Origin of the sequence: Xenorhabdus bovienii SS-2004 (assembly GCF_000027225.1) — a bacterium.
In the GTDB taxonomy this organism is placed as follows: domain Bacteria; phylum Pseudomonadota; class Gammaproteobacteria; order Enterobacterales; family Enterobacteriaceae; genus Xenorhabdus; species Xenorhabdus bovienii_C.
This window is the reverse complement of sequence record NC_013892.1, coordinates 2,721,566-2,743,923: the sequence shown is the minus strand read 5'-3', so window position 1 is coordinate 2,743,923 and position 22,358 is coordinate 2,721,566. Positions and strand designations below refer to the sequence as shown.

Sequence of the window (22,358 nt, the reverse complement as noted above, 5' to 3'; positions counted from 1 at the left end):
TATTCCGAATTTGAAATATGCCACAATGATCTCGATAAAAGCAATCCAGTCTAACGTGTGCAGAATTAAAAATAAGGTCATTACTATGCGAAATACACCACAGTCAGCTGTTGTTTTAACGTTATTTGCAACATTTTTTTGGAGCTCAAATTTTCAAGTGACAAAATTTGCGCTAGAGAGCTTGCCTCCGTGGACAGCCTCAGTTGAACGCTTTGTTTTTGCTGTCTTACCGATTTTTATTTTTATGGCATTAAAAAGTGGCATTCATGGCAAAGTGCTGAGGAAAAACCTGCTGGCATTTATTTGTCTTGGGGCAATTGGTGTGGCTGGATTCAACGGAGCGTTATTTGTTGGCCTTCAAAGCTCCAGTCCTATCACGGCTGCACTCATCATGGCAACGACACCCATTTCTGCCAATATCTTGGAAGCCATCATGAATCGTCGTTTTCCTGAACTTATCCGTGTGTTAGGAATGGGTATTAGCTTACTGGGTGTTGTTTTGGTGATCACTAATGGTCAATTGGTGGGCGGTATGGTTCATATGGCATCGGGAGATGCAATCATTTTCGCGGGTAGTCTCGGCTGGGCCATTTATACGGTGGGAACCCGTAAATTCATTACCAATGCTACGCCACTTGAGATAACCAGTTGGACGATGCTTTTTGGAGTGGTGATATTAGCGATGATCGCTTTTTTTGTTGAATCACCAATTTCTTCAATGCGATCAGGAACGTTTGAGAGTCATTTAGCGAGCGCTTATATGGGGATTGCGGGTTCATTTTTAGCTTATCTTTTTTGGAACATAGGGGTTGCGCTTAGAGGAGCAGGGAAGACAGCGATATTCTTTAACTTTGTGCCTATTTTTGCCCTGATAATACAGCTAATGATGGGAAATTCGCCAAGTTTGCCACAACTTGTTGGCATTATGCTGACTATTGTGGGAGTGCTCTTAGGGCAAGGTATTATCACGGCGTGGTTCACATCCAAAGGCATTTTGGAAAAACATTAAGGGGAAGAGCAGGCAGGATTTTCTGCCTTGCTATTTCCGATAATTGCGTAATCTCACTTGTGAGTGCATGTGAGCAGCCAATATCAAACCCTCCGCCATGACTGATTTCTGATACGGTAAACATCCTATCAAAGACACCCGCTATTAAAGCATAGATGGTGTAGTATTGCTTTATTATGCGGCTTTTCATATTCCCTCTCCATTTATTATATTGGTGGTTATATTGCTCCTGATAATTGATTCACTTGTTACTGTGCTACAATTTTAATTTATTAGGTGTTTTTATGGGAAATACCTAAAGTGTTTTATCGTTATTTTAATTCGGCGTTTTTTTATAACTGAATACAGCCCTGGCATTTCAGGGCTGTAAGTCAAATTTAATTATGAATTGCGATGTTATTTATTTTTCTCAAAATAATCAATCTCTAATAATAACGGATGTTTACCCTTAGCTAACAACGAATTGACGGCAACATCAGATAATTTAAAGGTAGCATATTTGGACTTAGACCATTCAAAGTCTTCATAAACCATGGGGGTGGTTTGACCTTTATCACTTGTCATAAATACACCAAGGGCTTTTACATTAATCGGTTCTTTGGTTCTATGTATTTTCACAGAGAAATTAAATTTCATTGAGCTTAAATCTTTTTTCGCTTTGTTAATACGGCCAATTAGAGCATCTGTTAATTTCAATTCAGCAATAATTTTCTGCTTTTTATTTGAATAAATATAGACATCGGTATTTTGTTGATTAATAGGATCTTGTGCACTGCCGACATCAATCGGAATGGTGAAATGAGCGAAGGAATCAAAATCTTTTCGATAACATTCCACAAATTCGGCATTTTTAAAAATAGTCGGGATCTTTTTTTTCGCCTCGATCAAACTCTTAGACTCTTGACGGGAATCGCCGGAAGTTGAGCAAGAAGTGACTTCAACATTCAGGTTACCTTGCACGATTTTGTGTTCTTGAGCAAGAATATCGCTGAGGTTTACTTCTGTATCTAAACCGACTTTACAACCAGTTAATGCCAGTACGGATAAAGCAATTACAGATAATTTACGCATTCCTTACCTCAAATTATTTTTTAAAATTGGCAATAGAGAAAACTATATTTTTACGCTTATATCGTCAATTATTCAGGTCACAAAATTCATTATATTACATAAAGTATTCTTGGTATTTTCATGATTGCATGCAAGATAGGATCGTTTTATTTATTAATTACATCAATAAATAAAAACATTTCATTAATTTATTTATTAATTACATCAATAAATAAATTAATGAAATGTTTTTATTTAAATGAATTGACTATCTTGATTTTTTATTTTTCCTTTTAAATAGTAGATTTTATCTATCCCTTATATTAATAACCAATATAAATATATTAAAATTATTGTATATAAAAGAAGGATTCTGGTACTATTCGCCGCACATTTGATAATTTTTTCTTTCATGGACTATAAATGAATAAAATTTGTACGTTATTATTATCTGCTGTGATGTTGTGCAGTGGTTGTGCCACCATCATTGGTGAAAAAAATCAACTTATTGAAGTCAATAGCCAGCCTTCAGGCGCCGAATTTTCAATCAAAGATGAAACTGGCAAAGTGGTTGCACATGGAAATACACCCCAAAATGTCATGCTTGAAAAATCAAATGGCCATTATTTTGGTAAAAAGAACTATCAGATAACTTTTGTGAAAGAACATTTTAAATCTTTCACTTTGCCGCTGGTAGCAAAGCCTAACGGATGGTATATCGGGGGTAATTTTGTATTTGGTGGCTTGATTGGCTGGTTGATTGTAGATCCCCTCAATGGAGGTATGTATACGCTACACCCAAAAATAGCCAATGCCGTATTGTCTGAAGCTAAATAAGATTTAAATAAAAAACCCTATCGGATATTGATGGGGTTTTCTATAATTTTGTGACAATGCACGAATAAAAAAGATAATTTGCTTTTTTTCTTTCGGGAAATGGACAAGATTTGTCATTATTCTGATCAAAAATCATATGGTGCCATATGGATAAAAAAATTATAGAAATATTGCAATATGAGTTAAAAGCAGCAACAGGAAAGGAGTTTCATCGAATAATGACAGAAATTAGTGTGCCATTGCATGAGAAAACTGGCATAGATGTTATTAGTTATGGTAATTCATTGCACAACTCTGATTCATATTATCTGATTCGTGCTTTTAGTGATTTTGATGAAATGAATAATATTTTGACTGCTTTTTATAGCAGCGATAGTTGGATCAATGGCCCCAAAATAGAGATTATCGAGAAAATTAATAAAAGCATGAAGTCGATAATAGCGCTTCCTAATGTATCGATTGATGCATTACGTCGGAGTGGATACATAGTTGGTGGGAAAAATTATATTTCAGTTTAGGTATACGCAATTAACTTGAAGATGCGGGTTTTAAAATCTGGAAGTTATCAGTCAACCGAGTGGTGAGTTCTTTCGCTTTTTCTGGCAATGTGACATGAAAAAAGTGGCGCAGCGTTTCACGGAATGTTTTGGTATCCGGAAAATAGACATTGTTTCGTACCTGCTCATTCACATACTTCCATAATCGCTCAATCGGGTTGAGATTAGGGCTGTAAGGCGGCAGGTAGTGCAACTCAATATTCAAAACCTCGGCAAAAAATTGGACGACTCCGGAACGGTGATAACCCGCACCATCCAGAATAATGTGGATTTTTTGCGAAAGTGGATAGGTTTCCCGGATTGAGCCGAAAAAAAGGACGACATTTTTCGCGTTAATCGTCGGATATTCACGAACAATAGTCTCTTCAATCCGTTGTAAATTAAGGGCACCCATGATGTTGAGTCGAGTACGACTGCCTGTGGTTTCAACCACTTTGACGTGCTTCCGCCCGCTCTTCATCCAGCCATAACTTAATTTTGTGGACAGGGTCGGGTGAACCGCATCAATAAATAAAATAGGCGCATTCTGGCCACATTCTTCTTTCAGCGCGTTGTAGGTTTCAATAAACTGTTGCTGTTTATCCGCATCAAATTTATGCGGAGCACCCATTGGCTTCTTGTAGCTGAAACCTTGACGGTGAAGCCATTTCGTCATTCCTGCGACAGTGAAAGTCACCTGCCATCGTGCCCGAACATAGGCCACAATTTGTGCGGTAGTGTGCATCAAATTTGCCATCAGATACTCAACTAATTCTGTTGTTTGTTCGGCAGACAAACGGCTTTCAGAGCCCCCATTTTCAGGGGCGAGTTTTTCCTCAGAGAAGTAATCTTTCAGATGGCGGCTCACCGTACTTTCATGGATCCGCAAAGCCTGAGCAATCATCTGGGCAGTCCAGCCTTCTGAGGCCAAAAGCACGGCCTTGATGCGGTCACGTACTCGTCCATCGCGAGTCGTATCATGCATCAATTCGAGGGCGTCTTTTTGGGCATCTGTTAGATTAATTTTCATGGGCGCAATCATGATCTGATACAAATGAAAAATCAAGCATCTTCAATGACGACGGGTATATAGGTGGGGAGGTAAAGGTGATCGCATTGACATTGGTATATATCTAGCAACAAGTTTAAAAGATACTCGCGACTCCGTGATTTTTTATCGCGGGGAACTGGAGCAGCACCGCAATCCCAAAATAGTTAAACGTGTTCGGAAAGGATCTGCCTTGAGTGCCGTGACTGTAGAAGAGTTAATACGGGAGTGGTAGAAAACAACAATGCAAGGCTTAAAGGTTAACGCAGAATATGTATTGCGCTATTTTGAGTTATATGTTTTCCCCAAAATTGGCAAATTACCTCATGATGAAGTACCGCTTCATGTTTGGCTTTCTTTAATTGCAGATATTTCAAAGCAAGTGCCATCAATTGGTATCCGCATATTAACATACTCTAAGACTGCACATAGGTGGGCTGTTAGACGAGGAATGACCAATTTTACACCGCTATCAGATGTAGAAAGAAGTGATTTAGGCGGAAAAGGTGCGGATGATGATATTGATCCTGAAATAGGGGCGCGGGCATTAAGAGTGTATCCCAATAGGAGATATTTGATATTATAGTCAGCCTGTTTTTTTACATTTAGGGGATTTTTTCATGAATAAGAAATCAATAGCCCAATGGTTCATTTCTGATGAACTCTGGCAGAAAATTGAACCCTTACTCCCTCCACATAAAACCCATCACCCTTTGGGCTGCCATCGCCGCCGTGTCGATAATCGGGCCGCTATGAATGCTATCTTTTTTGTGTTACGAACCGGATGCCAGTGGAATGCCCTCAATGCCACAGGGATTTGTTCTTCAAGCAGTGCTCACCGCCGTTTTCAGGAATGGGTGGCGGGAGGCGTCTTTGAGCGACTCTGGCAAAATGGCTTACTCGCCAGTGAAAAAATAGGGGCTATCGACTGGGGCAAATTGGCACTGGATGGCTGTTTGACTAAAGCGCCCCTGGCCGGCTCAAAAAAACAGGCCGCAACCCAACAAACCGGGGAAAACAAGGCGTAAAGCGAAGTTTGCTCACGGATGGACAGGGCTTGCCATTAGCGATTGCCGTTGCGCCCGCTAATATTCATGATATCAGACTTGTTATAGCCACCCTGGACGGTTTACAGACAGGATGCCGGGGTTATGGAACCAAACTCCATCGGGATAAAGCTTATGAGGCGGAATGGCTGGAAAAAGAATTAAAAACCCGTGGATACGTCCCCTGCATACAATCAAGAAAAGAAGAACAAGATGCGCTGGCCGAACAAGAGGATTTTAAAGTGAACCGTTGGGTTGTTGAAAGGACACACAGTTGGCTTAATCGTTTTCGTCGGATTCTGGTCCGTTGGGAAAAACGGGTTGAAAATTATGAAGCCATGCTTCATTTGGCTTGTAGTTTAATTGTCTGGAATATAATCCTATTGGGATAGACTCTAAGTCAGTAGGTGCACCACTATTAGTTGTATACATCACTGCATTGACTCCGTGAGGATTGTTATTTCCTGTCCTTAAAACTATATTGGTGATAGCACATTGTCCAAAGAACCCTACATTGTACCCAGAGCCGCCGATGAGATTAATATTGATAGTGCTGGGTACTCCCATTGTCACTTCAGCAATTTTTATCCAAGCTGCCGTGGCATACGTTAAATCATAAATATATTGTTTTCCCTGCACTGAATTTCTTGCTAATTCCACCGTTCCCGATAAACCGATATTTTTTACAAACTCAGTTTTATCGGGAATGTCTTCACCATTTTGATTTTTCTCCAACCGAGAGTTAACATTTTGATTGGCGGTATTGGCTAGGTCGTAGGCTTTTTTAACAGCTTTATAGGTTGCAACGGTTATCTCGTTATCACTGTCTGTCTAATTATTTAGTGTCACAAATCCCGGTTCTACCTGAGTTGCGTATGGGTGATTGCGGCTTGCAGCGTGTTCTTCAATGGCTTCTTTGATTGAATCTTTGACATATTCCGGTGTTGTAACGATGCCTACTATGACAATCGCCGTAAAGAAGAACGAAAGCAGAAGGCTGTTAACAAGCTTTAGCATTTGGATTTGACCAGATACAGGACGGTCAGACTATGAAGATAGCTACGAAAGGCGGCCTAGTGATTAGGATTATAGGCAACAATCAGATAGTAAATAACACATTACTACCGCAGAGCAAATGATTCTGGGGTTGCAAGGAGTATGTTAGGAGTCAGCGCAGTAAGCTAGGAGTAGGACGGCAGTAATGAACCGTCCTACTTGATGTTATTATAAACAAATTTTGGGACTAATGGGCAGCAGTTTGCAGACTTCTATGCAAGCTTTCCATTCTTGACTATCTGGGGGGAAAAAATTACAAGCTATAGCATAAGACTGCATTGAAGCTAAAAGCGTAGTGCTTGCCAGCAGGCAAGAAAGAATATATTTCTTCATATTATTCTCCACATGTAACGTTATTATCGAAAAATTAATAAGCTTAATAATATTAGCTCCACCTAACAATAATCCAATAACGCTCAACAATTGGTCAACACCTGAAACTAAAGCCAATATTCCCTTACTCATTCCCTTGAGTGGTTAACCTCTGGTGACAAGGCACAGATAGCCAGAGCACCGAAATTATTCATTGCTTTTTACAGTCATTCCGCCTTATAAACTTTATCCAGATGGAGTTGGGTGTCATAACCACCCTGGTCGGTTTACAGACCAGGGTGGTTATGACAAATCTGATATCATGAATATTCTCGGGCGCAACGGCAATCGCTAATGGCAAGTCCTGTCCATCTGTGAGCAAACTTTGCTTTACGCCTTGTTTTCCCCGGTCTATTGGATTGCGGTCTGTTTGTTCGTAACACAAAAAAGATAGCATTCATCTCGTCTCGATTATCGACACGGCGACGATGGCAGCCCAAAGGATGATGGGTTTTATGAGGAGGGAGTAAGGATTCAATTTTCTGTCAGAATTCATCAGAAATGAACCATTGGGCTATTGATTTCTTATTCATGAAAAAATCCCCTAACTGTAGGAAAATAGGCTGACTATAATATCAAATACCTTCTATTGGGACAGGGCGAGATAAATATGATATGAGTGAAATACTTCATAAAAATAATATTAAAGCGGCTTGTCAAATTAAATCATCAGACAAAAATAGTATTGATTGGATTAATAGTAAAAGTGGGTATTCATTTGTAATAAAACCATTAAGTTCAGCGTCAACTGATGGTGTTACCATTTATTTTCACGAAAGGGATGTTTTTGATGCTTGTGAAGTTGTTTTGAAAAATAAAAATATATTTGGTATTGATAATAAAGAAATATTGGTTCAATCTTTTCTTAAAGGTGAGAGTATATAGTTGACACAGTAATTTGCGATGGACATATTTATATTTGTGTAATATGGAAGTATGTAAATAAATGGTTTATGGAGGAAAAAATATATGATAGAGATGTATTGATAGATGAAAATACTTATGAGGCGAATCTAAGTATGACATATATTATGAAAATAACTTAAACTCGTTGTAAGTACTGCGCTTGGTAAGCACTGAGCACACATGACATAATTTGCGTCATATAGCAGACTGAGAATTACTTAAAATCCAGCCTATTAAGTCATAAAAACCGTACTAATCGACCGTCAAGATAAACTGATACATGAACAGCTATTTTTCCCCACTACCAGTCTGATAATTTAACAAAACTTCCAGTATTGCTGATAATGGGTTATCCTTCCAGAAAATGCAGTAATGCAGAAGGCGCGCTTAATGGGGTTTGAAGCGTTGATCTATTCACGTTTCCACCTCCGTCGACGGAGGGAAGCAGCTACACTGTCACCTGATGTTTTTTGTCCGCATCAATGATGCTATTCGCAGTGACTCTGAATAGTATTTCCGACGTTATAACCCCAAAAATCCCGAACACGAGGCTGTCAGAAGCCTATTCCGGGCGGATCATTGCAACCCGTAAAGCACGTCTGATGCAGTTTCGTGAGAACTGGCAGAATATCTGCAATCCGCATTTTGAACGTGCACTGCGCCTGAAACGCATCGTGGAAGAAATCCAGAAAACGACAAAGGCACTGATCATAGCCGGCAGTCAGACTCGTGATGAAAAGCTACGGCAATGCAACACCTTCATGCACCGGAGAATGACAGCCGGACAGACTTGCTGCATAAACAGTCTCGGGAGATGCTGGCAACATTGTAGAGCCTGAAACAACCCGTTTAGACTTTCTATAAGGCAGACATCACGAAACTGTCTGTGAGGCCACAACGTGCCTGAATAGTCGCAGGGTGAAGTTACCAAGGGTATGCAGAGCAGCTTTGATAAGCTCAATGAAACGTTTGGCAAAAAACTATCGCAACGGCTGGAGATAACAGAAGCATCTTTTGATGCACTGGATAAAAGATTCAAAGCAGCTTGTGACAGACTGGAAAATGTTAACAGCCGACTGCAATATCGGTTTATTGCATGGCTTGCAGTGAGTGTGGTGGCGGTGGTTGGCACACTGTTTTTCCTGAAAAGATTTATTTTTATCCTGGTTTAGGAAAACATGAAAAACTATAAACTTAGTAGGAGACGTACTTGAAGATGGAACAAAAGTGGATTAATGAATACAATATTTGGTTTTATGCACTATTCGGAACGGCAGTAGGTGCAGGAACTCTGTTTCTCCCTATACAATTAGGACTATCCGGACCACTTGCTATGTTGGTTATGCTATTGATAGCATTCCCATTTACCTATTATCCCCACCTGGGTCTTGCACGTTATATCATTACCAGCAATTCCGATTCTCCCACACTACTCAGTGCAACCAAACAATATTATGGGATCAGGATAGCTCGTATCATCAACTTTTTTTATGCACTAACTTTCCTGCTTATTATTTTTGTTTATGCAATATCTATCACTAATTCCGTTAACATTTTGTTGCAGCAATTTTGGAAGATTCAGTTTCCACGCACATTAATAGCGTTTATGGTAGTTCTAGGGTTACACTTAATTTTCTTATTGGGTAAAAAAATTACACTGAAATTCATGGGAGTGTTAGTTCTTCCACTCATTCTTTACTTGCTGACATTATCTGTGACGCTTGTATCTCAATGGGATAGTGCAAACATTAAACATCTTATCAGCAATATTCATACTGACTGGGATTCAGTGAGAGCACTTTGGTTACTAATGCCAGTTATGGTATTCTCTTTCAGCCACACCCCAATCATGTCTACTTTTTCTAACCACTGTAAACGAGCCTATAAAACAGATGCGGAATATCACATTAAACAGATTGTGAAACCCACTTATGCGCTAATTTGCGTAGTCATTTTGTTTTTTGTATTTAGTTGTGTTTTAACGTTATCACCTCAGGAAATACAGGCAACCAAAGACAACAATATTACCATTCTCAGTGCAATCGCGCAGAAAGAAGGCTTGTATTGGATAGCAATAACGGCAACCCCTGTTGCTATTATTGCTATGACAAAATCATTCTTAGGAACTTACTTTGGGGCATTGGAAGGGGTCAGAGGATTAGTCGGAGCATTGGAGAGTAAGATTCTCCATCATAAAGAAAATAAAGTGCGTGATAAGTTGATCGGCATGGCTATCGTTTTTGTCCTTACTTTAATGATTACTATTTGGAATCCTAATACTCTGAACGTTATCGCAGGCATCACTGGACCTATGATTGCGCTTATTTTGTTTGTTTTACCATCTCTATCAACATACTTGGTTGAACCACTACGACCCTATCGTTCTTTTTCTAATTTGATGGTTCTATTAGTCGGTCTTGGTAGTTTTGGTATTGCTGTGTTTAGCCTTTTTAGCTGATAGCCATTTTCAATGGGGTTTCTGAAAATAATAGAATCCCCATGCTTTCATTATGACCACATCTGGGAACTGACATTCGGTCATCCCATCTTTATTTTTCATGTTTACAGGAAATACAATGGGAGTGTTTACATCAATAAAACTCTCAAGAAATTCGTTATGTGCCATAATATTTTTCTGTTGTTCCGGTAATAACACCCTCATTTGCGAGGCTGGTATTTAATTTAATGACTTATTTAGATAGTGCAATATACATAAGCGTGAATATTAATGGAAATAAAAATAATATAGCCAATATTGAACATGAAATTCTGTAGGTTGCTTTTTTGAATACACATGCCATAGCTGTAAAAATCAGTCCTACAGGAACAGAAATGCACCAAAAGAAACAAAATAAAAAAATATAATCACAAAAAATTGAACTTATGAATTTTACTGATTCCGCCATACATACTCCATTATGAAATACCATTGTAGATGTCATGAATATATCAGAGTCACTCACCACAGTCCATCATGGTAACGATTGATAAGATTAATCAGTAGTGTAAGATATTAAAGAATTGTAACTCAACGATAATAAGGAATAACAGTAGAAAAAATAATATATTTTTATTGTTGTACTTTACTCTTTTAAACGTGAAATTAGGTTAAATAATGAGGAAATTATGAAAAAGATAATAATGATTTTTACGTTACTATTTACTTCGATTAATGTTAATGCTCAAGTATTAAATGAGAATAATCCGGATAAGTACAAGAAATTCAGGCTGGATTATGTGGAGATGGTCGATCTGGCTAACCCAGAAAGGTTATCGTATAGAGTTTTTTATGAAGAGCCTTCTACCGGAGAAAACAGCAAGTGGTTTGATGCTATTAAGCAAGGTGATTTTGAAACCGTCAAAAAAATGGTTGAGAGTGGTCAGGATATTGAAGCCAAAGATACCGGTAGCTTAAATCAAACCGCACTGGGTTGGGCTGCCTTTATTGGTTATGAAGATATAGTGGATTATTTAATATCAAAGAAAGCTAATTTGTGGGCGACAGACACAAGAGATGTTCATCATACCTTAAAATCGGCAATTTTAGGTAAAAATACCAACATAGTGAAGAAAATACATAACCTAATGAAACATGAACTTGATTTAAATGATCAAACTATTGAGGATGACGGCGAAACACCGGTAATGATCGCAGCAAGCAATAATAGAATTGAGACAGTAAAATACCTGGTTGAGCAGGGTGCGAATCTGAATCTATTTACGATAACGGATGATAAAAGTATGTATTCTTATGATCAAAGCGCATTAACCTATGCCTGTGAGCGTAATTTAGAAGAAATGCAAAAATTACTCATTAAGCACGGGGCGTTAAATCACAAAACACATAATCCATCATGTAATTAATTTTGTAAGATATAATTAAATAATTATTAAAGTCGAATTCACTTGTAATCACTATAGATATATACGCAATTAACTTGAAGATGCGGGTTTTAAAATCTGGAAGTTATCAGTCAACCGAGTGGTGAGTTCTTTCGCTTTTTCTGGCAATGTGACATGAAAAAAGTGGCGCAGCGTTTCACGGAATGTTTTGGTATCCGGAAAATAGACATTGTTTCGTACCTGCTCATTCACATACTTCCATAATCGCTCAATCGGGTTGAGATTAGGGCTGTAAGGCGGCAGGTAGTGCAACTCAATATTCAAAACCTCGGCAAAAAATTGGACGACTCCGGAACGGTGATAACCCGCACCATCCAGAATAATGTGGATTTTTTGCGAAAGTGGATAGGTTTCCCGGATTGAGCCGAAAAAAAGGACGACATTTTTCGCGTTAATCGTCGGATATTCACGAACAATAGTCTCTTCAATCCGTTGTAAATTAAGGGCACCCATGATGTTGAGTCGAGTACGACTGCCTGTGGTTTCAACCACTTTGACGTGCTTCCGCCCGCTCTTCATCCAGCCATAACTTAATTTTGTGGACAGGGTCGGGTGAACCGCATCAATAAATAAAATAGGCGCATTCTGGCCACATTCTTCTTTCAGCGCGTTGTAGGTTTCAATAAACTGTTGCTGTTTATCCGCATCAAATTTATGCGGAGCACCCATTGGCTTCTTGTAGCTGAAACCTTGACGGTGAAGCCATTTCGTCATTCCTGCGACAGTGAAAGTCACCTGCCATCGTGCCCGAACATAGGCCACAATTTGTGCGGTAGTGTGCATCAAATTTGCCATCAGATACTCAACTAATTCTGTTGTTTGTTCGGCAGACAAACGGCTTTCAGAGCCCCCATTTTCAGGGGCGAGTTTTTCCTCAGAGAAGTAATCTTTCAGATGGCGGCTCACCGTACTTTCATGGATCCGCAAAGCCTGAGCAATCATCTGGGCAGTCCAGCCTTCTGAGGCCAAAAGCACGGCCTTGATGCGGTCACGTACTCGTCCATCGCGAGTCGTATCATGCATCAATTCGAGGGCGTCTTTTTGGGCATCTGTTAGATTAATTTTCATGGGCGCAATCATGATCTGATACAAATGAAAAATCAAGCATCTTCAATGACGACGGGTATAGTCATCTATGAAAACAGATGGCTATATCTGTTTGTAATAATATAAATATGTCACTACCAGCTATTTGGTTCAGCCACTGGCCAGTGATCGCAGTCTCTTTTCTCTTGCACATGGTGCGGGGCGGAAATGGATGCGTGGTGAGTGTAAAGCACGTTTAACCGGGCGTTACAATGCAGAACAGCTCTCTCGTACAGCATTTGGCAGTCGTGTGATTTGCCTGGATAAACAACTGATTTTTCAGGAAGCTCCAGAGGCTTATAAACCTATAGGCGGCGTGATGGATGCTATGCTGCAATCGGGGCTGGTGAAATTGATAGCGCGGCTTAAGCCGGTTCTGACATATAAAACGCGGGGTAACAAGGAATGATATTGTTGCAGATTTCCGCTGCTCAGGGGCCAGATGAATGTGCGCTGGCCGTCAGAAAGGCTTTGGAACGGTTGATCGATGAAGCCGACGAATTAGGTATTATGGTCAATATATTGGAGAAAGAGTCAGGGAGGCGTTCTCGTACATTACGTTCTGTGATGGTTGCTATTCAGGGCGAAAATGAACAGCAGTTTTTTGAGCGCTGGGACGGAACCATCAAATGGATTTGTGCAAGCCCGTGGCGAAAAGGAGACGGCCGTAAAAACTGGTTTATTGGTGTGGCGCAGTTTAAGCCTTTACAGCAAATAATGGAAAGTGAAATACGTTTTGAAACATTGAGAGCCTCAGGTCCTGGTGGGCAACATGTCAACAAAACAGAATCAGCAATTCGGGCAGTGCATATTGCTAGTGGAATTAGTGTCAAGGTACAGTCAGAGCGCAGCCAACATGCTAATCGGCGGCTTGCCTGTTTGTTATTGGAGCATCGGCTACAGCAGCAACAGGATATGCATCAGGCCCAACTTAAGGCTGAACGACGTTTGTTTCACAATCAAATAGAAAGGGGTAATCCTGTACGTACCTTTGCAGGTATGCAGTTTAGTCCGCAAATTTGATGATAAATAGAGCGACGAAGGGTGTCCGTCGCTCTAGACGCGATTATTGAGTACTTTGAGATAAGGTATCTTTTATTTGAGCCTTGCAGGTCTTGACGGACTTATCTAATGATTCGTCAAAATGTTTATGGCTCGGAAATACCTGTTTATTCTTTCTGACTTCTATGACTGTTTGTTTGACAGAGGAAATCAGTTCATCCTTGTTGCTATGGATTTCCTTAAGATCGAATCCCTTCTTGTTCAACTCATTAAAGGTTTTTTGAGCTATAGCATCTGGTGAAGCATTAGTTTTGAATGCTTCTACAGAGGCTTTTCCAAATAAATCACAATAGGTTTCCGCTGTTTTATCTGCATTCATATGTGCGGCATAAGAGAAGAATGGGACAAGGAAAAGTGGTAGTAAAAGACGTTTCATAGTTTCCTCTTATCGACTAGACCGGGGTAGTGGTGACAACATTAACAATAGTACATTATTCATGGCTTGCCCCGAATTCCGGTGGAAAACTGGGTGCCTTGGTTATGTGATTAATGGTGTAGCTGACCTGTGCACTGGCCTTTTTTACACAGGATGCGGAGTAACTGAATTGGGTCATGTTTACTATCTGTATTGATTCGGGCGAGGAATCTGACATTTTTATCTGTTATCTTGAGTGCATCAACTTCAAGATAATTCCCAGAGCCTGCCGTAAGTTTGTACACAATCAACTCTTTGACGCCATCACCGTTAATATCTGCAAATGTCACTCTTGGCTTATTGTTATCTTCGAACACCGAACCATCACGGGAAAAAACAGCTCCGGTTTCGAATTCCGTCAGATCCCGATCTTTGAAAACAGCGATAGAGTAGCTGCCGATTGATCTACTTTCCAGATCGCTAACGGATATGACGGCAAATCTCTTATCAGGTAAATTAATCAATGCTGCGTCTTTTGCGAGAGCCGGGGTTGATAGTGATAGAACGAGTAGAGCAGGGATAACAGCAATTTTTAGTATTTTACACAAATACATAAGCAATACTCCATTGGCTATTGTTTGTTTCAACGTGTGGGTGGTATTAAATTTATATCGTAGCATGGATTTCAAAAGCTGAGATGCTTACTGGCCGGATGAAGTTGTCAATTGGGTTAGGTTGATAGCCTATAAGTAAGAAAATGTGATTTCAGTGCGGATTATTAGTAAATTTTATTATTATTTTAATATTAAAAGTGTGGTTATTGACTATAAATAACAAGAAAATATTTCGTAATATGGTTTTTTTTGATATGGATGCTGAATTTTATTCTAATTGAGATATATCATTCTTGAGAAATATCCAACAATTCGTTACACATTGGTTATTTTTTGTTTGAAAGTATGAATGAAATTAATTGAAAGCCAAAAAATCAACGGGAGTGGAAACTCCCGCTTTATTAATCTCAACATATATCAAACTCTACGTGCTGTTTTTTTCAATTTTTTCTACAACCTTGTTGTATTCTTTCCAAACAACGGATACTGGTGAACTTAAACAACAGATAGAGATCGAACCGCCTGTTGCTGGGTGATACTCGTATTTTGATTTTCCTCTATAAACCCGTTTAGGCAAAATGTTGTCTGCGGGGTTTTTTCTTTTTCGCTCTAACATCAATTATAACCTCACTAGCAGATTATCTGATGGCCAGATAGTGGAACATTAACATCTTATTAACTTATCGTTGTTGTTTCTACTGTAAAAATAACAATTGAAAATTTTAATATGCCATGATGGTTTTTTCCAACTATCACAGTATTAAAATTTAATAATCTCATTTGAAGAAGAATATTACTATATGTTTTCGTAAATCTGAGAAATTTCAATATTAAATTTTGTAATTATTTTATTATTTTTAATAAATAGAGTTATTGCTACATAAGGTACATGACAGTATATGGAAGGGAGGCAAAGTGAGTGATACATTTGGTATTCTTGTAGTAAGGGAACTTCTGATTAAAGCACGTTTTTTATAAGTGTATTGTATTGAGATTGCTTTGTGGTGGTTGTATTCTGATTGCCAAATGGTTGTTTATTATGGGTGAAAATGTTAATTAAATTGTATTTTTGCAATATATCCGGAAACAAGATTACGTAGCATATATTACTGGTAAAATGCGCTTGAGAGGCTTGAAATGGGCAATAAATATCCAGTGAAACTTAGTGTAAATCTTAATAAATGCTAAAGTAAATGTAAAAAAATTATTAAAAGTTACCCATTGAAATAGATATTGTGTTACATTCTTTTCGTTTTACTGGTAGGTATCTCTGTATTTTTGTATACAGAATTGTGTTGCTTGTGACTGGTTAATTATAAAGGATATTGAGCACAATAAATTTTGCAGGATACTGATTTATGGTCAGCTAATGTTTGCTAATAGTAAGGGGAAAATATCTTGACGGATCTGATTAACTTCATTAACAACATGCTTTGGGACTACGTATTATTATATTTACTCCTTGGAGTTGGCCTTTACTTCACACTGCGCACTGGTCTTATACAGCTTCGTCATTTTGGCCACATGTTTTCAGTCTTGAAAAATAGTAATAAGTCAGATGATTCTGGCATTTCATCTTTTCAGGCTTTATGTACTAGCCTTGCAGCACGTGTTGGAACGGGTAATCTGGCGGGAGTTGCAATTGCGATTACGGCTGGTGGGCCTGGCGCTATTTTTTGGATGTGGGTAGTCGCCTTTATTGGTATGGCAACTTCTTTTGTGGAAAGCACACTTGCCCAGTTGTACAAGACGAAGGACGATCAAGGGAATTATCGTGGCGGCCCTGCCTACTATATGGAGAAAGGGTTGAAGAAGCGATGGATGGGGGTATTGTTTTCAGTCTTCCTTATTATCGCGTTTGGTCTTGTATTTAATTCTGTTCAGGCAAACTCAATTGCGGAAGCAGCTGCTTTTGCCTTTCATGTCAAACCTATTTATGTCGGTATTGTATTAGTCATTATCAGTGGCGCGATTATTTTCGGCGGGTTGCGTTCGATTGCACGGGTTGCGGAATTAATTGTACCATTTATGGCTGGTGCTTATTTGTTACTGGCGTTTTGGGTTATTGGTCACAATATTGAGCGTATTCCAGAAGTATTTGCATTAATTATCAAAAGTGCCTTTGGTCTTCAGGAAGCGATTGCGGGAACATTGGGTTATGGCATTTCTCAGGCGATGATTCAGGGTGTTCAAAGGGGGCTATTCTCGAATGAAGCGGGGATGGGTTCTGCACCAAACGCGGCGGCTTCCGCATCTCCATATCCGCCACATCCAGCCTCTCAGGGCTATGTGCAGATGCTGGGGGTATTTATGGATACGATTGTTATCTGTAGTGCAACCGCTGTCATTATCCTGTCTTCTGGTATTCTCAATGAAAATGTGACTGCTATCAGTGGAATTGAATTGACTCAGCGGGCATTATCATCGGCTGTTGGGCATTGGGGAACGACATTCATTGCCATTGCAATTTTCTGTTTTGCTTTTACATCGATTATTGCCAACTATGCTTATGCTGAAAGTAACATGATATTCCTGGAGCGTAACCACACCGCAGGTTTGTTTATCCTACGCTTGGCTACGTTAGGCATGGTGATGTTTGGTTCGTTGGCAGAAGTGCCATTAGTCTGGAATATGGCGAACTTATCGATGGCATGTATGGCGATTGTTAACTTGATTGCTATTCTTTTGCTATCAGGTATTGCGATAAAGCTGGCTAAGGACTACAACCAGCAGAGAAAAGCAGGGCAGTTGCCGACATTCGATATCAATATGTATCCAGAACTTCAGAAGGAAGTTGAAGAAGGCATCTGGGATAATAAGCTATCTCAGGACAGCCAAAAGTGTAGTCATTGATACTGAGTTTTATGCTTAATAAATTGCATGTTGCAGCGCGGTGGTAAATGAGCGAAGCGAATCCCCAGGAATATAGCTAGCTATATTTCTGGGGTGAGTGAAAGCCACAAATAAAGCAACAATTTGAAAGGTGAGTGTATACATTCATTATGAGTAACATATAGTCATGATGATTCTATTTTTCCTCCATAATCACTCATCAAAAATGATAAGAAGATTAAGATTAGGTGCATGTATTACGTTGTTGATTGGTTGTAGTCATCAGCCTCAACGGGAAGTCAGAAATGATTATATCGTTGATCACTCGTATTCTTATTCGACTAAGCAAGGTATCGATTCAGCCCGATTTCTTGTTTTGCATTATACGGCATTGAATGATCAAAATTCTTTACAGATATTGACCGGAGGTAATGTCAGTGCCCATTATCTCATCCCATCGCGGCCAGAATATGAGAATAAAGAACCCGTTATTTTTCAGTTGGTTTCTGAAAATGAAAAGGCCTGGCATGCAGGGACGAGTGGCTGGAGGGGATATAAGAGTTTAAATAGTAATTCTATTGGGATTGAAATCGTTAATTGTGGTTTTAAGCAGCACTTTATCAAAAAAGAATGGTGCTTATACCACCCATCACAAATTGATGCATTAATCCGATTGGTAAAAGATATTATTCAGAGGTATCAAATTGAGGCTGTGAATGTTGTTGGCCATAGTGATATCGCGCCACTCAGGAAAAAAGACCCTGGTCCTGTTTTTCCGTGGCAAGCACTTTATCAACAAGGTATTGGTGCTTGGCCGGATCTCATAACGGTTAATAAATATCTGGCCAACAGGGTGCCGAGTATGCCTGTTCCCGTCATTGGTATACAGAAAGCGTTGGCTCTTTATGGCTACTCCATACCTCAGACAGGTCATTTGGATGAAGATACTCATAAAATCATTCAGGCGTTTCAGATGCACTTCCGTCCATCAGATATCAGTGGTGTTCCTGATGCGGAAACGGAAGCGATTGTTTTGGCATTAGTCGAAAAATATAAATGATGATTAATATAGCACGATAGTGCTGTGCTATTCAGAACACTGGAATAGGTATCATGACGTGAGGGAAGGAAACTGCGGCCTTAACGAATGGCCGCTGATGGTGCTAGAGTTCATAACTGGCAATTATAAGTCAAATGCAATGGAAGCTTAACCTCAAGTTCTATATCTGTACTTTGACGAAAATCGTAAGGTGTAATGCCATATTCTTTACGGAACATATAGGTGAAATGAGATTGAGAGCCGAAGCCGAAATCTAAGGCAATATCAAAAATAGACAAGGAGCTGTTTCTCAGCAGGTGAACAGCGCCGGCCAACCGCCGTTGGCGTATGTACTTCCCAAGCGAAATTTCCGTGACTTCCTTGAATATTTTCTGCATGTGCCAAAGCGAATAGCCAGAATAAGCAGCAAGCTCTTCAAGATGGATAACTCGTCCAAGGTGGTTTTCGATCCATTTACTCAGTGCGCATACAAGTGCTAAGTGGTTATCTTGTGGCATTACAATTTTAAATTGATTGAAGGTTTAAGGAGTATACACAACTTCCTTTCAAGATGACAAAACCCATCAGCATAGGTATTTTCAGTAATCAAACGTGAAATTTAATTTTTCCACATAAAAACTCTCTATAATATTTTATTATAAAGCTAACTACAATGAAATTATTGTAAGGTGACTCAATTGAACATAAAAAAAACTTTTTTAGTGCTATGTTTAATAACAGTGTGTCTGTTTTTATATTTATTAGCATTGGATATCCATTGTGATCAAGGTAATGAAGGGTTTGAGTTGGGGATCTGTTCAATTACTCGATACCTGCCTTTTTGATATTCACCTCAATCATCCTCTTGCAACTATCTGTGCTAACATACGTTTGCAGTATTCATTCTTGGGAAATGATGTTTTAATATTCATCTGATTCTAATTAGCGGACTAAGAGCTTATCCCAGCAGGCGTTAATTGTTGACGGCAGTTCGAACACGGACTGTGTGTAGAAACCGGAGTATAAACGTAGTTTCTTAAGGGGTAGCACGTGAAGATGATTCGCGGAGCTTCCCCTTTGGGTTGTACTAAAACGCGTTTAAAAACTATTGCTTTCGTATGAACACAGTCTAGGTTCAAAGTGATAAATAAGATAGCTTAATGGGGTTAGTTTAAATGTTGCGCTAAAATCAGAGCTTAACCCAATAGCTACAATTGTTAAGGTAGTTTGAGCACGACAAATCGCGCAGAAATTAGGGGAAATGAGAGAATTTCTCGCCCTGTTCAGGTTCAAAACGACAAATAAAATAGCTTAATGAGACGGGTTCTAAGCATTATAATTAAGAGGACTAGATGGTAGAACAAGCAGAACAATCTACGCTTAAGCGTGGTTTAAAGAACAGGCATATTCAGCTTATTGCCCTCGGTGGTGCAGTAGGAACGGGATTGTTTTTGGGGATTGCTCAAACCATAAAAATGGCTGGGCCTTCGGTACTTCTCGGATATGCCATTGGTGGTTTTATTGCATTTCTAATTATGCGCCAACTGGGTGAAATGGTTGTCGAAGAGCCTGTCGCTGGCTCGTTTAGCCATTTTGCTTATAAATACTGGGGTAATTTTGCCGGTTTTCTGTCTGGCTGGAATTACTGGGCAATGTTCATTCTTGTCGGAATGGCAGAATTGACGGCAGTCGGCATGTATATTCATTATTGGTGGCCGGAAATCCCAACATGGATTTCCGCTGCAATATTCTTTGTGCTGATTAATGCCATTAACCTGATTAATGTCCGGTTATATGGTGAAACGGAATTCTGGTTTTCTATCATCAAAGTTACTGCCATTATTGGCATGATTATCTTTGGGGCTTATTTGCTCATCAGCGGCACTGGCGGGCCACAGGCTAGTGTAACCAATTTATGGCAGTATGGCGGGTTTATGCCAAACGGGGTTTCCGGTCTGATTATGGCGATGGCTGTGATCATGTTTTCATTTGGTGGGCTGGAAATGGTCGGGATTACTGCGGCAGAAGCTGAAGATCCTGAAAAAAATATTCCAAAGGCAACTAATCAGGTCGTTTATCGAATCCTGCTGTTTTATATTGGTTCATTGTCTATTCTGCTTTCGCTTTACCCATGGATGAATGTGGTCGAAGGCGGCAGCCCATTTGTTTTGATTTTCGATCACTTGGATAACTTTTGGGTGTCTAATATCCTGAATGTGGTTGTATTAACGGCGGCATTATCTGTTTATAACAGTGGCGTGTACTGTAACAGCCGGATGCTGTATGGTTTGGCAAAACAGGGTAATGCTCCTCGCATCCTGACAAAAGTTAATCAGCGCAGTGTACCTGTTTTATCAATAGGATTGTCAGCATTGGCAACATCTATAGGGGTGCTGGTTAACTATATTATGCCCGGAAAAGCATTTGAACTGTTGATGGCGTTGGTAGTGACAACGTTGGTCATTAACTGGATCATGATCTGTCTGGCACATCTGAAATTCCGAACTGCAAAAAATGCAGAAGGAATTAAGACGAAGTTTCAGGCATTTTGGTATCCATTCGGTAACTATTTGTGCTTAATATTCCTTGCATTCATTCTCGTCATTATTCTGATGACACCGGAAATACGTATCTCAGTTATCCTGATGCCGTTCTGGATTGGCATGTTATGGGGAGGCTACTTGTTTTCCAAGGCTAAAAAGGCAAAGGTGCGAGTTATCTAACGGTAAATTTGTTCAGTATTCTTCCAGCCGGATCTATTTCCGGCTGGTCTTATGATTAGTTTTATTAAACTTCCTATAGCCAGTATCATATTCAGCAGGGAAATGATACAGGAAGTAGAATTTGCGTAACATAATGTGTACCACTCAGTCTAACTTCTCCGTTCAGTTATCTTGTATCACCATTGCCAGCGTAGCCAGCCAAAAAGCATATTCCTGCTATTGTAGGTCCCGGAAATATAAGTTGACTAAAATGACAGCCTGTTATATTCGATAAAAAATCGGTAATGGCAAGAGGAGGGGGATATAATAATTATTATTTGCTGTGACATTTAATGTCAATCCCAATCCCATTCTGATTCTGATTCTGAAACTATCCAAAGTGCCTGATATCCACACGCTGTAAGCTTTATGAAATAAAATATTGCTCTAATAGAATAGTGGATGAATATGGCTCCATATTAGGATTGAATAATATTTAATAAAGGATAAATAAAATATAACTTAGTTATGTTTAAAATAATTATATTGTATATACCAGCCTTGAAATGAAGTTAGTCATAATTTTTATTGTTATCTGAAATATTTTTTGGAAATTATAAATCTCTGGTGTGCTTCATAATAGGTGTGAAAAACAGCATAAAGTATTAGATTATTTAAATTGGTTTCCTGGGGTTAAAATTTTATTTTTACATAAATTCATATTGTTGTGTTATTTATGGACTTTTTAGTAATTTAAAAACAGGAACAGTTGTTAAGGGTTTTAAATGTGTGCGTTGGGTTCAGCCCCTGAAAAAAATGGCTTGCGATTATATAAAGAGTATGTGATAAAACACATGGGTAAACGAAGTATTGGTTCTGTTAATGAATAACAGCGACGAATATGG

Annotated in this window: 25 protein-coding genes and 3 pseudogenes; 16 read left to right on the top strand and 12 right to left on the bottom strand. The window is 39.2% G+C overall.

Translation table 11 applies throughout. The features are described from left to right. Window positions 1–85: 85 nt before the first annotated feature. Window positions 86–1,009, top strand: coding sequence for a DMT family transporter (locus XBJ1_RS11735; protein WP_012989179.1), 924 nt, complete (start codon window positions 86–88; stop codon window positions 1,007–1,009). On the opposite strand, the gene XBJ1_RS11730 is transcribed toward XBJ1_RS11735, so the two are convergent. Both XBJ1_RS11730 and XBJ1_RS11725 read right to left on the bottom strand, forming a co-directional pair. Continuing rightward, window positions 978–1,199 (bottom strand): hypothetical protein, encoded by a 222-nt coding sequence (locus XBJ1_RS11730; RefSeq protein ID WP_012989178.1) that lies wholly within the window; start codon window positions 1,197–1,199, stop codon window positions 978–980. The genes XBJ1_RS11735 and XBJ1_RS11730 overlap by 32 nt on opposite strands. Window positions 1,200–1,405: 206 nt before the next feature. Further along, window positions 1,406–2,080 (bottom strand): DUF7424 family protein, encoded by a 675-nt coding sequence (locus tag XBJ1_RS11725; protein WP_012989177.1) that lies wholly within the window; start codon window positions 2,078–2,080, stop codon window positions 1,406–1,408. A gap of 402 nt (window positions 2,081–2,482) precedes the next feature. On the opposite strand from XBJ1_RS11725, the gene XBJ1_RS11720 reads away from it, so the two are divergent. Both XBJ1_RS11720 and XBJ1_RS11715 read left to right on the top strand, forming a co-directional pair. After that, the gene (locus tag XBJ1_RS11720; RefSeq protein WP_012989176.1) at window positions 2,483–2,896 is read left to right on the top strand and encodes a hypothetical protein; all 414 of its coding nucleotides are present in this window, start codon (window positions 2,483–2,485) and stop codon (window positions 2,894–2,896) included. A 146-nt stretch (window positions 2,897–3,042) separates the two neighbouring features. Continuing rightward, window positions 3,043–3,414, top strand: coding sequence for a hypothetical protein (locus XBJ1_RS11715; RefSeq protein ID WP_012989175.1), 372 nt, complete (start codon window positions 3,043–3,045; stop codon window positions 3,412–3,414). A 10-nt stretch (window positions 3,415–3,424) separates the two neighbouring features. On the opposite strand, the gene XBJ1_RS11710 is transcribed toward XBJ1_RS11715, so the two are convergent. Further along, on the bottom strand, window positions 3,425–4,462 hold the full coding sequence (locus tag XBJ1_RS11710) for an IS630 family transposase (protein WP_041573280.1): 1,038 nt from the start codon (window positions 4,460–4,462) through the stop codon (window positions 3,425–3,427). Between the two features lie 262 nt (window positions 4,463–4,724). On the opposite strand from XBJ1_RS11710, the gene XBJ1_RS11705 reads away from it, so the two are divergent. Both XBJ1_RS11705 and XBJ1_RS20855 read left to right on the top strand, forming a co-directional pair. After that, a complete protein-coding gene (locus XBJ1_RS11705; RefSeq protein WP_012989173.1) occupies window positions 4,725–5,066 on the top strand; it encodes a hypothetical protein in 342 nt (113 codons plus the stop codon). A gap of 34 nt (window positions 5,067–5,100) precedes the next feature. Beyond that, a protein-coding gene (locus XBJ1_RS20855; RefSeq protein WP_143827675.1) for an IS5-like element ISXbo1 family transposase occupies window positions 5,101–5,918 on the top strand; the annotation gives its coding sequence in 2 pieces (ribosomal slippage) (window positions 5,101–5,461 and window positions 5,461–5,918; 819 coding nt in all). Here XBJ1_RS20855 and XBJ1_RS22560 read toward each other — a convergent pair. From XBJ1_RS22560 to XBJ1_RS20845, 4 genes and pseudogenes are all read right to left on the bottom strand, one after another. Further along, a pseudogene (locus tag XBJ1_RS22560) lies at window positions 5,806–6,345 on the bottom strand (hypothetical protein); the annotation flags it as partial. The gene XBJ1_RS20855 and the pseudogene XBJ1_RS22560 overlap by 113 nt on opposite strands. A 12-nt stretch (window positions 6,346–6,357) precedes the next feature. Further along, the gene (locus XBJ1_RS22555; protein ID WP_012989170.1) at window positions 6,358–6,543 is read right to left on the bottom strand and encodes a hypothetical protein; all 186 of its coding nucleotides are present in this window, start codon (window positions 6,541–6,543) and stop codon (window positions 6,358–6,360) included. A gap of 207 nt (window positions 6,544–6,750) precedes the next feature. Further along, window positions 6,751–7,047: a hypothetical protein gene (locus XBJ1_RS11690; RefSeq protein ID WP_038199000.1), complete on the bottom strand. Its 297-nt coding sequence runs from the start codon at window positions 7,045–7,047 to the stop codon at window positions 6,751–6,753. 142 nt (window positions 7,048–7,189) lie between these two features. Then, window positions 7,190–7,433, bottom strand: a pseudogene (locus XBJ1_RS20845) (IS5/IS1182 family transposase); the annotation flags it as partial. 136 nt (window positions 7,434–7,569) lie between these two features. Here XBJ1_RS20845 and XBJ1_RS11685 point away from each other — a divergent pair. The 5 genes from XBJ1_RS11685 (at window position 7,570) to XBJ1_RS11665 (ending at window position 11,724) form a co-directional block, all read left to right on the top strand. Further along, window positions 7,570–7,839 carry a hypothetical protein gene (locus XBJ1_RS11685; protein ID WP_012989168.1) on the top strand — a complete coding sequence of 90 codons (270 nt, stop codon included), beginning with the start codon at window positions 7,570–7,572 and terminating at the stop codon, window positions 7,837–7,839. A 503-nt stretch (window positions 7,840–8,342) separates the two neighbouring features. Next, the gene (locus tag XBJ1_RS11680; protein ID WP_012989167.1) at window positions 8,343–8,699 is read left to right on the top strand and encodes a hypothetical protein; all 357 of its coding nucleotides are present in this window, start codon (window positions 8,343–8,345) and stop codon (window positions 8,697–8,699) included. A gap of 96 nt (window positions 8,700–8,795) precedes the next feature. Then, the gene (locus XBJ1_RS11675) at window positions 8,796–9,032 is read left to right on the top strand and encodes a hypothetical protein (protein ID WP_012989166.1); all 237 of its coding nucleotides are present in this window, start codon (window positions 8,796–8,798) and stop codon (window positions 9,030–9,032) included. Between the two features lie 38 nt (window positions 9,033–9,070). Continuing rightward, on the top strand, window positions 9,071–10,318 hold the full coding sequence (locus XBJ1_RS11670; protein ID WP_143827674.1) for an amino acid permease: 1,248 nt from the start codon (window positions 9,071–9,073) through the stop codon (window positions 10,316–10,318). A gap of 668 nt (window positions 10,319–10,986) precedes the next feature. Further along, window positions 10,987–11,724, top strand: a complete 738-nt coding sequence (locus tag XBJ1_RS11665) for an ankyrin repeat domain-containing protein (RefSeq protein ID WP_012989163.1) — start codon at window positions 10,987–10,989, stop codon at window positions 11,722–11,724. Window positions 11,725–11,793: 69 nt separating this feature from the next. Here XBJ1_RS11665 and XBJ1_RS11660 read toward each other — a convergent pair whose 3' ends face one another. Then, window positions 11,794–12,831 carry an IS630 family transposase gene (locus tag XBJ1_RS11660; RefSeq protein WP_041573280.1) on the bottom strand — a complete coding sequence of 346 codons (1,038 nt, stop codon included), beginning with the start codon at window positions 12,829–12,831 and terminating at the stop codon, window positions 11,794–11,796. A gap of 118 nt (window positions 12,832–12,949) precedes the next feature. Here XBJ1_RS11660 and XBJ1_RS11655 point away from each other — a divergent pair. Both XBJ1_RS11655 and prfH read left to right on the top strand, forming a co-directional pair. After that, window positions 12,950–13,258: pseudogene (locus XBJ1_RS11655) on the top strand (RtcB family protein); the annotation flags it as partial. Next, window positions 13,255–13,872, top strand: coding sequence for a peptide chain release factor H (prfH, locus tag XBJ1_RS11650; RefSeq protein ID WP_012989161.1), 618 nt, complete (start codon window positions 13,255–13,257; stop codon window positions 13,870–13,872). The pseudogene XBJ1_RS11655 and the gene prfH, both read left to right, overlap by 4 nt. Before the next feature lie 43 nt (window positions 13,873–13,915). On the opposite strand, the gene XBJ1_RS11645 is transcribed toward prfH, so the two are convergent. The 3 genes from XBJ1_RS11645 to XBJ1_RS21900 form a co-directional block, all read right to left on the bottom strand. Next, a complete protein-coding gene (locus tag XBJ1_RS11645) occupies window positions 13,916–14,287 on the bottom strand; it encodes a hypothetical protein (protein WP_012989160.1) in 372 nt (123 codons plus the stop codon). A 110-nt stretch (window positions 14,288–14,397) separates the two neighbouring features. Next, window positions 14,398–14,880: a PliI family lysozyme inhibitor of I-type lysozyme gene (locus XBJ1_RS11640; RefSeq protein ID WP_012989159.1), complete on the bottom strand. Its 483-nt coding sequence runs from the start codon at window positions 14,878–14,880 to the stop codon at window positions 14,398–14,400. Window positions 14,881–15,304: 424 nt separating this feature from the next. Next, the gene (locus tag XBJ1_RS21900; protein WP_012989158.1) at window positions 15,305–15,496 is read right to left on the bottom strand and encodes a hypothetical protein; all 192 of its coding nucleotides are present in this window, start codon (window positions 15,494–15,496) and stop codon (window positions 15,305–15,307) included. Between the two features lie 782 nt (window positions 15,497–16,278). Between XBJ1_RS21900 and XBJ1_RS11635 the strand changes: the two genes are divergently transcribed. Together XBJ1_RS11635 and XBJ1_RS11630 are read left to right on the top strand one after the other, a co-directional pair. Next, entirely contained in the window at window positions 16,279–17,733 is a 1,455-nt protein-coding gene (locus tag XBJ1_RS11635; protein WP_012989157.1) for an alanine/glycine:cation symporter family protein, read from the top strand. Window positions 17,734–17,941: 208 nt separating this feature from the next. After that, window positions 17,942–18,772 (top strand): N-acetylmuramoyl-L-alanine amidase, encoded by an 831-nt coding sequence (locus tag XBJ1_RS11630; RefSeq protein WP_173346418.1) that lies wholly within the window; start codon window positions 17,942–17,944, stop codon window positions 18,770–18,772. 110 nt (window positions 18,773–18,882) lie between these two features. Here the strand turns inward: XBJ1_RS11630 and XBJ1_RS11625 are convergent, their stop codons facing one another. Then, window positions 18,883–19,269, bottom strand: a complete 387-nt coding sequence (locus XBJ1_RS11625) for a helix-turn-helix domain-containing protein (protein ID WP_012989155.1) — start codon at window positions 19,267–19,269, stop codon at window positions 18,883–18,885. 171 nt (window positions 19,270–19,440) lie between these two features. On the opposite strand from XBJ1_RS11625, the gene mgrB reads away from it, so the two are divergent. Then, window positions 19,441–19,596 (top strand): PhoP/PhoQ regulator MgrB, encoded by a 156-nt coding sequence (mgrB, locus tag XBJ1_RS19950; protein WP_071822495.1) that lies wholly within the window; start codon window positions 19,441–19,443, stop codon window positions 19,594–19,596. Between the two features lie 507 nt (window positions 19,597–20,103). Next, window positions 20,104–21,474, top strand: coding sequence for an amino acid permease (locus XBJ1_RS11620; RefSeq protein ID WP_012989152.1), 1,371 nt, complete (start codon window positions 20,104–20,106; stop codon window positions 21,472–21,474). The last annotated feature ends 884 nt before the right edge of the window (window positions 21,475–22,358 follow it).